This window comes from Streptomyces misionensis, assembly GCF_007896895.1.
Classification (GTDB): Bacteria; Actinomycetota; Actinomycetes; order Streptomycetales; family Streptomycetaceae; genus Streptomyces; species Streptomyces misionensis_A.
In genome coordinates, this window is sequence record NZ_VOGW01000006.1 from 21857 (window position 1) to 35534 (window position 13678).

Annotated in this window: 11 protein-coding genes; 2 read left to right on the plus strand and 9 right to left on the minus strand. The window is 70.1% G+C overall.

Features of this window, described 5'->3' with window-relative positions; all coding sequences use genetic code 11:
• The first annotated feature begins 104 nt into the window (after positions 1-104).
• Together FRZ03_RS01115 and FRZ03_RS01120 are read left to right on the plus strand one after the other, a co-directional pair.
• On the plus strand, positions 105-1043 hold the full coding sequence (locus FRZ03_RS01115) for a M56 family metallopeptidase (protein WP_146463153.1): 939 nt from the start codon (positions 105-107) through the stop codon (positions 1041-1043).
• Positions 1044-1210: 167 nt separating this feature from the next.
• Complete coding sequence (locus FRZ03_RS01120) at positions 1211-2554, plus strand: diacylglycerol/lipid kinase family protein (protein WP_398659454.1); 1344 nt, start codon at positions 1211-1213, stop codon at positions 2552-2554.
• Positions 2555-2640: 86 nt separating this feature from the next.
• Here the strand turns inward: FRZ03_RS01120 and FRZ03_RS01125 are convergent, their stop codons facing one another.
• The 9 genes from FRZ03_RS01125 to FRZ03_RS01165 form a co-directional block, all read right to left on the minus strand.
• Positions 2641-3507 carry a phytanoyl-CoA dioxygenase family protein gene (locus FRZ03_RS01125; protein ID WP_146463159.1) on the minus strand — a complete coding sequence of 289 codons (867 nt, stop codon included), beginning with the start codon at positions 3505-3507 and terminating at the stop codon, positions 2641-2643.
• Complete coding sequence (locus FRZ03_RS01130; RefSeq protein WP_146463161.1) at positions 3504-4445, minus strand: phosphotransferase family protein; 942 nt, start codon at positions 4443-4445, stop codon at positions 3504-3506. The genes FRZ03_RS01125 and FRZ03_RS01130 overlap by 4 nt, the downstream gene beginning before the upstream one ends.
• A complete protein-coding gene (locus FRZ03_RS01135) occupies positions 4445-5683 on the minus strand; it encodes an acyl-CoA dehydrogenase family protein (RefSeq protein WP_146463162.1) in 1239 nt (412 codons plus the stop codon). Before FRZ03_RS01135 ends, FRZ03_RS01130 begins: the two co-directional genes overlap by 1 nt.
• Before the next feature lie 29 nt (positions 5684-5712).
• Positions 5713-6495 carry an SDR family oxidoreductase gene (locus tag FRZ03_RS01140; RefSeq protein WP_146463163.1) on the minus strand — a complete coding sequence of 261 codons (783 nt, stop codon included), beginning with the start codon at positions 6493-6495 and terminating at the stop codon, positions 5713-5715.
• A gap of 3 nt (positions 6496-6498) precedes the next feature.
• The gene (locus FRZ03_RS01145; RefSeq protein ID WP_146463164.1) at positions 6499-8178 is read right to left on the minus strand and encodes a class I adenylate-forming enzyme family protein; all 1680 of its coding nucleotides are present in this window, start codon (positions 8176-8178) and stop codon (positions 6499-6501) included.
• Positions 8179-8219: 41 nt separating this feature from the next.
• The gene (locus FRZ03_RS01150; protein WP_146463165.1) at positions 8220-9776 is read right to left on the minus strand and encodes a long-chain-fatty-acid--CoA ligase; all 1557 of its coding nucleotides are present in this window, start codon (positions 9774-9776) and stop codon (positions 8220-8222) included.
• Positions 9777-9874: 98 nt separating this feature from the next.
• Positions 9875-11047 carry an aspartate aminotransferase family protein gene (locus FRZ03_RS01155; protein WP_261398452.1) on the minus strand — a complete coding sequence of 391 codons (1173 nt, stop codon included), beginning with the start codon at positions 11045-11047 and terminating at the stop codon, positions 9875-9877.
• A 101-nt stretch (positions 11048-11148) separates the two neighbouring features.
• Positions 11149-12264 carry a Zn-dependent alcohol dehydrogenase gene (locus FRZ03_RS01160; protein ID WP_146463169.1) on the minus strand — a complete coding sequence of 372 codons (1116 nt, stop codon included), beginning with the start codon at positions 12262-12264 and terminating at the stop codon, positions 11149-11151.
• Between the two features lie 31 nt (positions 12265-12295).
• Positions 12296-13654: an NAD-dependent succinate-semialdehyde dehydrogenase gene (locus tag FRZ03_RS01165; protein ID WP_146463172.1), complete on the minus strand. Its 1359-nt coding sequence runs from the start codon at positions 13652-13654 to the stop codon at positions 12296-12298.
• Between the last annotated feature and the right edge of the window lie 24 nt (positions 13655-13678).

Sequence of the window (13678 nt, forward strand, 5' to 3'; positions counted from 1 at the left end):
GGGGCTCGGCGCATGCGAGGAAAGATGGACGCAAGACACTTGCACCACCCGGAAGTGGTGGCCGCCGCGGGCCGCCTGTCGTCACGATCCACCGGAGTTCCGGTATGACCGGTTGCCTGCTTTTGCTCTGTGTGCTCGGCGTGGCGGTTGCCGTGCCGGTCGCTCGGGCGTTGAACCGTGCGGTGTGGCCGGAGCGGGGGCCCGTGCTCGGTCTGTGGGTGTGGCAGTGCCTGGTCGCCACCGCCCTGCTGAGCTGCCTGACCGCGCTGGTGCTGGGTTTGGCCGCGGGTTTCCGTACGGTCCGCGACCATCTCTTCGGCTCGGCGCCGCCCGGCGTCGTGGCCGCCTACCGGCTGTCCTCCGCCCCCGCCTGGGCCATGGCCCTCACCTTGCTGCTGGCGGCGGGGGCCGCTTGGACGGTGGCCGTGCTGGTCGGGCAGCTCGGGGCGGTCCGCCGGGCCCGGGGCGCGGCGCGTGCCCGGCTGCGGGAGCGGGCGCCCGAACTGCCCGCGGGCCTGCCCGCGGGCCGCGGCCCCCTGCTGGTCCTGGAGGAGGAGCATCCGGACGTCTGGTGGGTGCCCGGCAGCCCGTTCCGGCTGGTCGTCACCACGGGCGCGCTGCACCGGCTGACCGATCGCCAGCTGGACGCCGTCCTCACGCACGAGCGCGGTCACGCCCGCGCCCGCCATGACTGGCTGCTGCAGGTGTCCGCCGCTCTGGCCGGTGCGCTTCCGAGGGTTTTGCTGTTCACCCACTTCTGCGAACAGACGCATCGGCTGGTGGAGTGGGCCGCCGACGACACCGCCGCCCGGCACTGCGGGCATGTCACCACCGCGCTGGCCCTCATCGAGCTGAACCAGCACCGCGGGGTCCTCTCCCACACATCCGGCCGCCGCCTGCTCGACGACCGGGTGAACCGTCTCCTCACGCCCCCGCCGACGCTCAGGCGGCGACAACGCACGCTCATCGCCGGCGCGGCGGCACTGGCCCCGCTGCTGCCGCTGCTCATCACCTTCGCGCCGGGAATCGACGCGCTCCACTGACCGGCTCACCCGTACAGGCGTCCGGGACGCACGCGTCCACCGGTGCTGCGCCAGGCTGGTGAGACGGGGACGGATCAGCACCCCTTCGGGAGAACGCCATCGACACGACACGAAGAGCGCGGTCGCGGTCCGGGCCGGCCGCCCGGTGGCTCGCGCGGTGCGCCGTGGTGGCAGCGATCGCCGCCGTGGCGGTGCTGCTGCTCGCGCTGGGCGGGGGCGGACTGCTCGTGGCCGCGGCCGGGGTCCTCGGGCTGGTGGTCTGCGCCGCCGGCCTCTGGTGGTTCGTGGCCCGGCGCGGTCCGGTGCGGCTGTTCGGCGCCTTCCTGGCCGTCGCGGCGCCGGTCGGCGTGCTGGTGTTCTTCGCGCGAAGCGGCCTGTGGCTCATCGCGTTGCTCTCCAGCCTGTGCTGGGCGGCCGCGGTGACCTGCGGTCGCGCGGCGCTGCACCGAGCGCGGCCGCCCCGGTCGCAGCGGCCCACGCGCGCCCGTCGCCCGAAGCGGGCGGTGCTGATCATGAATCCGAAGTCGGGGGGCGGCAAGGTCGGCCGCTTCGGCCTCGTGGAGCGGGCGGAGCGACTGGGCGCACGGGTGATCCTGCTGGACCCGTCGGCCCCGGTCGACGTGGGCGAACTGGCCCGCGAGGCCGTGGCAGACGGTGCCGACCTGCTCGGTGTCGCCGGCGGCGACGGCACTCAGGCGCTGGTCGCGGCCGTCGCCGCCGAGCACGGACTGCCGTTCCTGGTGATCTCCGCGGGCACCCGCAACCACTTCGCCATGGACCTCGGCCTCGACCGCGCCGACCCGGCCCGCTGCCTCGACGCCCTGACCGACGGCGAGGAGATCCGGGTCGACCTCGGCGACGTCTCCGGCCGTCCCTTCGTCAACACGGTGTCCTTCGGTGTGTACGCGGACATCGTGCAGAGCCCCGAGTATCGCGACGACAAGACGGGCACCGCCCTGAAGCTGATGCCGGACCTGTTGGCCCGGGAGGGCGCGCGACGGCTCGACGCGCGGGTGGACGGCATCCGGCTCGCGGACCAGCAGGCGCTGTTGATCAGCAACAACCCGTACGCCTCCCCCGACGAGCTGGGCGGCGGCGGGCGCCGGCCCGTGCTCGACGGCGGTGAGCTGGGCGTGATCGGGATCAGGGTGGAGAACGCGGCGCAGGCGGCGGAACTGGCCGTACGGGGCTCGCAGGCGTCGGGGCTCACCGTGACGACCGCGCGGTGGGCCGAGGTGACGGCCGGGGGACCGCAGAGATCGGTGGCCGGGGAGGCGCGGATCCCGGTCGCGGTGGACGGGGAGGCGCTGTGGCTGCGCACACCGGTCGCTTGCTCGGTACGGCCCGGCGCGCTGCGGGTGCTGCTGCCGCGCGACCGCCCGGGCGTACCGCCACCTGCGCCGCCCGTCGACTGGCGGAGACTACTCGCCCTCGCGGGCGGTTCCGCCGAGCGCACGGCATCCCGCGAGGACCGTGCCCGACCACAGAACCGTCCCTGCAGTCCTCGGTGAGGCCCGCACCTCGCCGCGATGCCGCGCGAGCCCCTCGGCCTGGCCCCACGACCGGCATATGGCGCCGGCCAGGGCGCGTGAGCTGATCAGAGGTCGAGATAGTCGCCCAGGTCGGCGTAGTCGACCTGCCACAGGCCAGGGGAACCCGTCGGGTACTGGGAGCGGAACCCGAGCAGGCGCTGGACACGCGGCGAGAGCGTCCTGGCGACCTCCATGTCGACCAGGAAGGGGTACGCCTCCTCGCCGGTGAGGAAGCCCGGATTGAGGGCGAAAGCCACAGCCCGCCGGTACTCGTCGCCGGTCTCGTTCGCGCCACCACCGTGGGCGGTCTTGCCGCTGAACAGAAGGGCGTCTCCCGCGCCCATGATCGCGGGAACCGTCTGCTCAGGAGTCCCGCGGTCCTCGAAGTCGCTCCAGTGGTTGCTCCCCGGGATGACTCGGGTGGCGCCGTTCTCCTCCGTGAAGTCCGTCAGGGCGATGAGGAAGTTGAGGGTGACTTCCGGACCGTTGGGCCCCATCCCGATGAACGGGAACCAGTTCTCCAGGTCCCGGTGCAACATCTGCGCCTGACTGTGGGGACCGATCTCGATCACCTGCGCGGTGGTCATCCAGTACGTGCCCGACTCCGGAAGGAAGATCTGGTCGCAGATCTCGTGGACCAGGGAGTGTTCGAGGATCTCGTTGCGGAAGGTGGCGCTGTGCGTGACCAGGTTCGTGAGTCGCTTGGTGTTGCTGCCGTGGAACGCGGCCACCATTTCGTTCTCGTGGGTCGAGCCCGGGCGAAGCGCCTGCAGCGGCGGCTCGATCTCGGCGTTGAAACGGTCCATCTGCTCCTTCGTCAGGAAGTTCCTGACGATGACGCCTCCGTCGCGGGTCAGGAGCTCGAGAATCTCGTCCGTCGGCGTGTCAGCCGCCACCGACGGCAGGGTCTGGGGCTGCTTCTGTGTTGTCATGTGACTTCTCTCCCTGAATGTGTCCCCGCTTGATCGGACACCCGATCGCGCGTCGGCAATCCTGGCCTTCCTGGCCGGTTGCCCGTTGTTTCCTCGCTGTTCCTGTGGTTGGTGGCGTTGTTCTCGCCGGCCACGGCCGCCGGCGAGAACGACAGCGAGCACCTGCCTTGCTCGGGGCCGGTGCACGAGGCGCTCCGTACCGGTCGGAAGTCCGTGCCTGCGATCGCGGGGCTCGACGCCGGCGCGGCCTCCACGGCCTGGCCGCGGCGAGGTCGGTGAAGAGCCCCGTACCGGGACGCGTCGGGTGTCAGCGGCGAGTGCTCGCCGTCAGACCGGCGTATTGCCCGGCCCGCTCCAGCAGTCGGGGGACACCCGTTTCCAGCGACGGCCCGAAGGTCTTGTCGTGGGGACGCTCCCCACGCAGCCAGCGGGTGTGGATGGCCTCCGGTGACGTCGATGCCGTGCAGGGCGACGAGGGTGTCGACGACCGCCTCGCTGGTGGCCCGGCGCTGCTCGGCGGAGGAGAGATGGGGTGGGATCGTGTCGGTGATGACGATCCCGTCGAGCCGGGACATGAGGTAGAACGGCACGCCCAGAAGCGACTCGTCCTCGCAGACGGCGACGATCTCCGGTACCGGTACCCCGTGCTCGCCGAGGATCTTCTGGATGCGGGCCTCGCGCACCATGTCGTGCGTCGACTTGGGCAGGGGCGGCCGCGGTCCACGGCGTAGTACGACGCAGTCGCCACCGCGCTGGATCAGATAGGTGATGTTGGAGTGGCCGTCGCCGATGCGCTGCCACGCGAGCGGGCCGCTGCCGATGCCGTGTGCGTCGAGGAAGCCGGTGACCGCGTCGAGGACCAGGAGCGGAGGGCTGTCGAGATGACGGGCCGTCTCCCCGCCGGCGACGACTTCCACGCCGTCAGGGGCGGTATGCATCACGCGCCTCCGTCCTGGGAGACGACGGCATCGCCCCTGTACCGCTCACCGGCCCGGACCGAGGCGTGGCGGCCGGCCGAGGCGCGGCGGGCGATGGCCCACCTGTGGGTTTCGTTGGAGCCGTCGTAGATACGGAACGGACGGACCTCGCTCAGGTACTGCGCCAGCGGGAGCCCGTCGGAGACCCCGTCCCCGCCACAGATCTGGATGGCGCGGTCGATCACCCGGTAGATCGCCTCCGAGCAGTGCACCTTGGCGATCGACGACATGGCCGAACCCGCCTTCGGGTCACTGTGCAGCAGAGCCGCGGTCTTGGTGATGATCGCGTCGGAGGTCTCGATGTCGATCACCGACTCGGCGATCAGGTGCTGTGCCAGGCCCAGCGAGTCGATCGGACCACCGAACAGCTCACGCCTTCCGGCCCGGTCCAGTGCGATGTCGTGCGCCCGACGCGCCGGCCCCAGCCACCGCATGCAGTGCGTGAGACGTGCCGGTCCGAGCCGGCCCTGCGCGTACCGGAATCCGAGCCCCACCTCGCCGAGCACGGCGTCGTCGGCGACGAAGCAATCCTCGAGGTACACGTGCGGGTGACCGCCGTCGATGGAGCGGTCGACGGTGCGGATCGCCTCACCGACCCGGATCCCGGGGTTCGTCATGTCGACGAGGAACATGGTGGCCCCCTCGGGGAAGCCGTCGACGGCCGAGGTCCGCGCCATCACGATGCAGAATCCCGCACCGACAGCGCCGCTGGTGAACCGCTTGTGGCCGTCGATGATCCAGCCGCCGTCGGCCCGCACGGCCGTGGTCCGCAGCGCCGCCGGGTCGGATCCCGCTCCCGGGTGGGGCTCGGTCATGCCGAAGCAGGACCTGACCTCCCCCGCCGCCAGAGGCGCGAGGTAGCGCTTCTTCTGCTCCTCCGTGGCTATGAGGTTGAGCATGTGCATGTTCCCCTCGTCGGGTGCCATGCAATTGAGCGCGACGGGACCGATCGGCGAGTAGCCGGCCTCCTGCAGAATCGGTGACCAGTGTTCGATGGGCAGGCCTTGGCCGCCGTACTCCGTCGGCACCAGCGGCGCGAAGACACCGGCGTCCTTCGCCGCGGACTGCAGCCGGTCACGGGTGGCCTGGTCGAGACGTCCGCCCGGTGCGGGCTCCGAGTCGATGACGACCTCGCGGATGAACCGGCGAGTTCGCTCGCGCAACCCCGCGACGTGCGGCGGAAGCTGAGGGAAAGTCATGGCTGTCCTTCGTCTGATGGGCGCGGTCGTCACGCGGTGCCGCCGGCGACCGTGAGGCCGCCGTCGACGGTGAGGACGTGACCGGTGACCCAGGAGGAGTCCTCAGAGGCCGGATAGGCCACGGAGGAGGCGATGTCCGAGGGCACGCCCAGCCGCCGCAGCGGATAGTCGGCGGCCACCTCGGCTCCCTTTCCCTCGTACAGGGCTTCGGCGAACCGGGTCTTCACCACCGCGGGTGCCACGGCGTTGACCCGGATCTGCGGGCCGAGCTCGACGGCCAGGGTCCTGGTCAGGTGGGACACCGCCGCCTTGCTCACGCTGTAGAGGCCGATGCCGGGGGAGGGGGTGTCCGCGGTCACCGAGGAGAGGTTGACGACAGTGCCGCGGCGTTCGGTGAAACGGAGCTTCGGGTGGGTCACCGCGTCCTGCACCCAGGCGAGGGTGGCGAGGACGTTGACCTCCAGCACCTTGCGGGCGACAGCGAGGTCCAGGCCGACGGCGGGACCGTAGGCCGGGTTGATGCCCGCGTTGTTCACGAGGACGTCCAGTCCGCCGAACTCGCGTGCGACAGTGTCGAAGACCTCGCGGCGGTGCTCGGGGTCGTCCGCCTTGCCGGCGACGGTGATGACGCTGCCCGCAGGAAGCGCAGCGGCGGCCTTTTCGAGCGGTCCGGCCTTGCGCGCGGTGATGCACACGCGCGCCCCTTCGGCGACGAGCCGCTCGGCGACGGCGAGGCCGATGCCCCGGCTCGCTCCGGTCACGATGGCGGTGCGGCCCCGGAAACGGCCCTGGTCGGTGTGGTTCTCGCTCAACGATCAGTCCTTCGAGGGTGAGATCGGCCCGGTGCCGACGCCGCCGCGGAGCTCGGCACGCCGGATCTTGCCGCTCTGCGTCTTGGGCAGGTCGGCGAGGAAACGGATCAGGCGGGGACACTTGTAGGCGGCCAGCCGCTCACGGGAGAAGGCGATCAGCTCCTCCGCCGTGGCGGTCAGACCCGCCTTGAGCGAGACGTAGGCGACCACGGTCTCGCCGCGGTACGCGTCCGGCTGCCCGACGACCGCTGCCTCCAGCACGGACGGGTGCTCGTACAGCGCGTCCTCGACCTCGCGCGGCCAGACCTTGTAACCGGACACGTTGATCTGGTCCTTGAGCCGGTCCACCAGGTAGACCCAGCCCTGCTCGTCGATGACGGCGACGTCACCGGTGCGAAGCCGGCCCTGCGGCATCGCCTGGCGGGTGGCCTCGGGCTTGCCCCAGTACCCGGGCACCACCTGCGGCCCGCTCAACTCGAGTTCGCCCTGTTTCCCGCTCGGCAGCGGGTCGCCGTGCGGGTCCACGACGCGCGCGGTGAGGTGCGGCAGCGGCCTGCCGACGGACAGCGTCCCGCTCGGCGGATGCACGGGGGCCCTGTCCCCCGGAGGCACGGCGATGACGGCGGACGTCGTCTCGGTCATCCCGTAGCCGTTGTGGAGGTAGACGCCGAACCGCTCCTGGAACCGCTCGACGGTCGCCGGCGGGATCGGCGCGCCCCCGGAGTACAGGGCCTTCACCGACGCGAAGTGCTGGGGACCGGCCTGCGGCAGCTCGTAGATCGCGTTGTACGCCGTGATGGAGCCGATCGTGCAGGTCACCCCGTGCTCGGCGAAGGCCTCCAGTACGACCTCGGGGTGGAACCGGCCCGTGAGGACGAGCGTGGTGTCGGTGAGCAGGGAGATCGTCGCGTTGACCACCGCGCCGGTGATGTGGAACAGCGGAGCGATGGCGAGCACGACGTCCCCGTCGCTCAGACCGGTCCAGGAGGCGTAGGTCGATACCACGCTCAGAACGTTGCCGTGGGTGTTCATGGCACCCTTCGGCGGCCCCGTCGTGCCGGAGGTGTAGGTCAGGAACGCGACGTCGTCGCAGGTCGGCTGCACGGGCGAAGGGCGGCGGCCCGTGAACTCACCGATCAGCGCCACCAGGTCGCCGTCCGGTGCCGGGGCGTGGCGTCGCGTCGTCGCGAAGACCCGCGGATCATCGCGGGACTGGTAGTCCAGTGCCGACGTGCTGACCAGCCATCGGACCGTGCTCCCCGCCAGCGTGCCGAGCGTCTCGTGGACGTCCGCGTCCGCACAGACGACCCCGATCGCCCCGGAGTCGTCGATGATCCGGCGGAGCTCCCGGCGCCGGTACATCGGATTGAGCCCCAGTGCCGTGGCCCCCAGCTTCCACAGGGCCAGCAGCACCAGCGGGTACTGCGGGATGTTCTGCAGGTACACGCCGACGCGATCACCCCGGCCGGTTCCGCGGGCCTCGAACGCGGCAGCCAGGGCGTCCGACGCCGCGTCCACCTCCCGCGCGGACAGCCGGCCGTCGAAGAAGCGGAGCGCTGTCCCCTCCGGGTTCTTGGCCACGCGTGCCTTCCAGGCGGCCACGAGCGAGTCGAAAACCGCATCCGTCCCCGAGCCGAACCCGTCGGGGAACGCGTCCCTGTGCCGGCCCTCATCCACTGTCATCTGCCGTCCTTCCACCCATGTCCCTGCGCTTGTCGTGCCGGTCATGTGAGTTCGCGCTTGAGGATCTTTCCGGTGGACGTCATCGGCAGCGTCTCGACGATCTCCACGATGCGCGGGTACTTGTAGCCGGCCATCTGCTCCTTGCCCCACGCGATCAGCTCATCGGGACCGACCTCGGCGCCGCGGTCGAGGATGACGAACGCCTTGATCTCCTCGCCGTGGCTCTCGTGTGGCACGCCGACGACCGCGGCCAGGCTGATCGCCGGGTGCGTCATCAGGACCTCCTCGATCTCGCGCGGGTACACGTTGAAGCCCCCGCGGATGATCAGGTCCTTCGCCCGGTCGACGATGTAGTAGAAGCCGTCCTCGTCCCTGCGGGCCAGGTCACCGGTGCGGAACCAGCCGTCCCTGACTGCTTCGGCGGTGGCCTCGGGGCGGCCGTGGTAGCCCTTCATCACGTTGTGGCCCTTGACCGCGATCTCCCCGATGGCGCTGCCCGTTCCGTCGTCCTCGACCTCGGACCAGTCGGAGTTGACGAGCTTGAGCTGCACGCCCCACACCGGCACGCCGATGGAGCCGGGCCGCGGCTCGCGCGCCGGATCGCTGAAGGTCACCACCGGCGAGGTCTCGGAGAGGCCGTAGCCCTCCAGGACCTGGACGCCCAGTCGCTCCCCGACCCGCTTGATGATCTCGGCAGGGAGCGAGGCGCCGCCGGAGACGCCGACGCGCAGGTTCCGTGCGATCCTCTCGACGTCGGCATCGTCGGTGAGCGCCTGCAGCAGGCCCCACCACATGGTGGGGACGCCTGCGAAGAAGGTGATGTCCTCCTGCCGCATCAGGGACACCGCCTGCCGGGCGTCGAATCGTGGCAGCAGCACCAGTGTGCTCGCCGTCGAGAAGCCGGCGTTCATCTGCACGGTCGCGCCGAAGGAGTGGAACAGCGGCAGCACGAGCAGGTGGGTGTCCGAGGCCGGCTGGTTGTCCAACAGCCGGTTGCAGGCGAGGGCGTTGAGAACGAGGTTGGCGTGGCTGAGTTCGGCGCCCTTCGCCTGTCCTGTCGTCCCACTCGTGTAGAGCAGCACCGCCGGGTCGTCCCCGGTGGTCCCGATGCTGTCGAACGTCGTCGGCGTGCCCCGCAGCGCGGCGCCCATGGTCTCGACGCCCTCGATCGGGCTCTCCGCCTCGGGATCGGCGGTGATGAGGAAGAAGTGCTCGCAGCCCGCGGTGCCGGTGAACCCGGCGTGTCCCTCCGCACCCATCGGCAGGCCCGCATCTCCCTCGAAGCAGAAGTACGCCTTCGCCTCCGAGTCGGCCAGGTGGTAGGCGATCTCGCGGCCCTTGAGCAGGATGTTGAGCGGTACGACGACGGCGCCGGCCTTGAGGATCCCGTAGTAGACGATCGGGAAGTAGGGCACGTTCGGACAGCTGAGCGCGACCTTGTCACCCGGCCGGACGCCGCGGTCGACGAGGAGGTTGGCGACCCGGTTCGCGGCGGCGTCGACCTGGGCGTAGGTGAGACGCGTGGGGCCGAGGACGACTGCGTCCCGGTTCGGGTACGCGCGGGCGGAGTCCTCGAGCAGGACCGAGAGGTTCAGCATGGTGTCTTCCGGGAATGTGGGCCGGGCCGGGCCGCGGGGAACGGGGCACATGGCCCGGCCCTGAGCGGGTGGGGGTCACACGTGGCTTGATGCGGATGTCACGACTTCCGCAGCAGCTGGTCGAGGGCCTCGGCCGTCGCCTCGATGTCGGCGGTGGTGTGTGCCGTGCTGATGAAGACCTTGCCGGACGGCATGAAGAGGAAGCCCCGACGCAGCATCCCTTCGAGGATCGCGGTCCAGAGCCCGCCGGTTCCGTGGAGCCCCGTGGCCCCGCCGGCGGGGACGTACTGCAGGAGCGAGCCGACCCGGTTGAAGCGGCCGAAGTCGGGAGACGAACCGAGGGCGCCACCGACGAGGGCCTCGAACCGGGACGAGGTCTGTTCGAGCAGCTCGTAGACCGCAGGATCGGCCAGGACGCGCATCGTCGCCTCGACGGCCGCCAGTGCGATCGGATTGGCGTTGAAGGTCCCGGCATGAACGACGCCGGACGTCACCTGATCGATCAGCTCCGCTCGGCCGACGACGGCGCTCTGCGTGAAACCGCCGGCCATCGCCTTCCCGAAGACGGACAGGTCGGGCCGCACGCCGTACTTCTCGGCGGCCCCGCCCCGGGCGATCCGGAACCCGGCGATCACCTCGTCGAAGACGAGGACGACGCCGTGCCGGTCGCAGAGCGTTCGCAGCGTCGACAGGAATCGCGGTGCGGGTGCTTCGACGCCGGCATTGCTCATCACCGGGTCGACGAGCACGGCCGCGATGTCGCGCTCGACGGACTCGCTCAGCAGGCGTTCGGCCAGTTGTACGTCGTTGAAGCGCGCCACGACCAGGTCGTCCAGCACGCTGGTCGACTGCCCTGGTCCGCCGGGGGACGCGGGACGGTCGCAGTCGTCCTCGGACATCCCGGCATACACGGTGTCGTGCCAGCCGTGGTAGCTCTTGGCGAACTTGAGGACGCGGCGCCGCCCGGTGGCGGCTCGCGCGAGGCGCAGCGCGACCTGCACCGCTTCGGTCCCCGTGTTGCTCCACAGCAGGCGCTCGCCGTGCGGCACGGCTTCCAGGACCGCTTCCGCCGCGCGATACTCGAGCGGATGGCCGGTGCCGACGACCTGCATCTTCTTCGCGACCTCGGACACCGCGGACAGCACGCGCGGGTCACCGTGACCGAGGACGAGCGGGCCCCAGGCCATCACGTAGTCGGTGTACCGGTCGCCGTCCAGGTCCCAGACGTACGGGCCCTGTGCCTCGTGAACGAAGAGCGGATGGGGAGGCATCGCGGCGCGCAGGCCTGACCCCACGCCCCCGCCGACGCTGCGTCGAGCTCGCTCGAACGCCAAGCGTGATGATTCCAGGGCCATGCGATTGCCCCTGCCTTTCAGTACCGGATCACCGAGCGGATGCCGATGCCGCGCTGCATCTGGTCGAACGCCTCGTTGATGTCCTTCAGATCGATCACACGCGTCACAAGGGAGTCGAGATCGATGCGGTTGTTCATGTAGTGGTCGATCAGCATGGGAAAGTCGGAATCCGGCTTGCTCGAGCCGTAGTTCGAGCCGATGAGCGACAGCTCCTGATCGGACATGACGAACGGGTCGATGGAGATCCTCACGCCGTCCGCCACCTGCCCGGCGACCACCGCCGTGCCACCTCGGGCCAGGAGCTCGTAGGCCGACTCGATGGTGCGTGGCAGCCCGATGGCCTCGATGGCGATCTCCACACCGCGTCCGTCGGTGAGCTCGCGCACCCGGCCGGCGAGATTCTCGCGGCCGTTGTTGATCAGGTCTGTCGCACCGAAGACGCGTGCCTGCTCGAGCTTCTCCTCGGAGATGTCCGCGGCGATGATCCTCCGCGCGCCGGCGAGCCGGGCACCCTGAATCGCGTTCAGGCCGACGCCGCCGCAGCCGAGGACCAGCACGGTGTCGCTCGGACGGACCTTGGCCGTGTTGACGGCCGCGCCGACGCCGGTGGTGACGGCGCATCCGACCAGAGCCGACTGTTCGAACGGGGCGTCGTTCCGGATGGCGATCGCGCCCGATTCGGGCACGAGAGCGTACTGGCCGAACGTTCCGAGGCCCGCGAAGCTGTAGACGTCGTCCCCGCTCAGGGACGTGATCCGGGACCGGCCGTCGAACGACAGGTGATTCGCCGAGTGTTGGCTGACCATGTCACAGAGGACGGGTCTGCCACCGACGCAGTAGCGGCAGCGGCGACAGGACGGCGTCCAGGACAGCACGACGTGATCGCCCTTCCTCAGCGTCGTGACCCCTTCGCCGACACTCTCGACGACACCGGAGCCTTCATGGCCGAGGACCATCGGCGATGGCACCTCCCATTCGCCTACGACGACGTGAAGGTCGCTGTGGCACACCCCGCTTGCTTTGAGCCGCACGAGCACCTCGCCGGGCGGAGGCGTCGAAGGGAGAGTCACTTTCTCGATGGTCAGTGCTTCGTCCGGTGCCCTGAAGACAGCGGCGTCGAATTCGATGGTCATGACAGGTTTCCTTCTGTCCGCGCTGTGGCGATCACGTCCGAGCGGTGCGGATGAGTTTCTTGTTGGCGAACTCGTCGATTCCGGCCCGGCCCAGTTCGCGGCCGAAACCGGACCGCTTGACCCCACCGAAAGGCAGTTCCGCGCCCTCGAGTCCGACGCCGTTGACGAAGACCATGCCTGCGTCGATCCGGTCGGCGACACGCATCGCCTGCTCGGGGTCCGTCGTGAACACGTAGGAGCCCAGCCCGTACGGTGTCCCGTTGGCCAGGTCGACGGCCTCGTCCTCGGATCCGGCTCGATAGACGGTCGCGACGGGGCCGAAGAGCTCCTCGGCGGCCGACGGCGACGTCGGTGATAGGCCCGTCAGAACGCCGGGCGGGAAGTACGCCCCTTCACGCCGTCCTGCGGAGACGAAGGTCGCCCCGTCAGCGGTGGCTCGCTCCACTTGTTCTTCGAGGCGCTCGGCGGCGGCGACCGAGGACAGGGGCGCCAGGCCGTCGGCCATGGCGAGGACTTTCTGCGTGAACTTGTCGAGGAACGCGTCATGGATGTCGTCGGCGACGATGATCCGCTTGCCGGCGTTGCACGCCTGCCCGGTGTTCTCGAACCGAGCGTCGACCGCCGCCTGGACCGTGGCGTCGAGGTCGTGCGTCGACAGCACGATGAAGGGGTCCGAGCCGCCCAGTTCGAGCACCACCTTCTTGAGGTTGCGCCCGGCCTTTTCGGCGATCTCCGCGCCGGCCCGCTCCGAACCGGTGAAGGAGACGCCTCGCACCCTGGGGTCCGCGACGGCGCGAGCGATCTGCTCGTTGGTGGCGTAGATGTTGACGTAGCTGCCCTCGGGACAGCCCGCGTCCGTGAACAACTGCTGCAGAGCCGCGGACGACTCCGGACACTGCGGCGCGTGCTTGAGCACGATGGTGTTGCCCAGCGCGAGATTGGGTGCGGCGAAACGGGCGACCTGGTAGTACGGGTAGTTCCAGGGCATGATCCCCAACAACACGCCGATCGGCTGGCGACGGATGAAGGCGGTGCCCTCCGCCTCGAGAAGCTCGATCGGTTCGTCGGCGAGGAACCTGTGCGCGTTCTCGGCGTAGTACCTGTAGATGGAAGCGCTGAACTCGACCTCCGCGACGGCCTGGTCCAGCGGCTTGCCCATCTCCCGGTGGATGATCTCGGCAAGTTGTCCGCTGCGTTCGCTGTGCAGGGTGGCGACGCCGCTCAACAGCTGGGCACGCCGATCCACGGAGGTGTGCCTCGACCATTGCGCGTAGGCCTGCGCCGCCGCGTCGAGCGCCCCGTCGACAGCCTCGTCCGTCGCGGTGGGGTATCCCTTGACCAACTCGCCGTCGGCCGGGTCCACCACCGCGTACACGGGCCTGGTCGCCATACTGCCTCCGTCTTCGTGTTCGGC

Coding starts and splice junctions, on each gene's coding strand:
- FRZ03_RS01115 (WP_146463153.1), top strand. CDS start 105: ATGACCGGTTGCCTGCTTTTGCTCTGTGTGCTCGGCGTGGCGGTTGCC.
- FRZ03_RS01125 (WP_146463159.1), bottom strand. CDS start 3,507: ATGACAACACAGAAGCAGCCCCAGACCCTGCCGTCGGTGGCGGCTGAC.
- FRZ03_RS01130 (WP_146463161.1), bottom strand. CDS start 4,445: ATGCATACCGCCCCTGACGGCGTGGAAGTCGTCGCCGGCGGGGAGACG.
- FRZ03_RS01135 (WP_146463162.1), bottom strand. CDS start 5,683: ATGACTTTCCCTCAGCTTCCGCCGCACGTCGCGGGGTTGCGCGAGCGA.
- FRZ03_RS01145 (WP_146463164.1), bottom strand. CDS start 8,178: ATGACAGTGGATGAGGGCCGGCACAGGGACGCGTTCCCCGACGGGTTC.
- FRZ03_RS01150 (WP_146463165.1), bottom strand. CDS start 9,776: ATGCTGAACCTCTCGGTCCTGCTCGAGGACTCCGCCCGCGCGTACCCG.
- FRZ03_RS01155 (WP_261398452.1), bottom strand. CDS start 11,047: ATGCCTCCCCATCCGCTCTTCGTTCACGAGGCACAGGGCCCGTACGTC.
- FRZ03_RS01160 (WP_146463169.1), bottom strand. CDS start 12,264: ATGACCATCGAATTCGACGCCGCTGTCTTCAGGGCACCGGACGAAGCA.
- FRZ03_RS01165 (WP_146463172.1), bottom strand. CDS start 13,654: ATGGCGACCAGGCCCGTGTACGCGGTGGTGGACCCGGCCGACGGCGAG.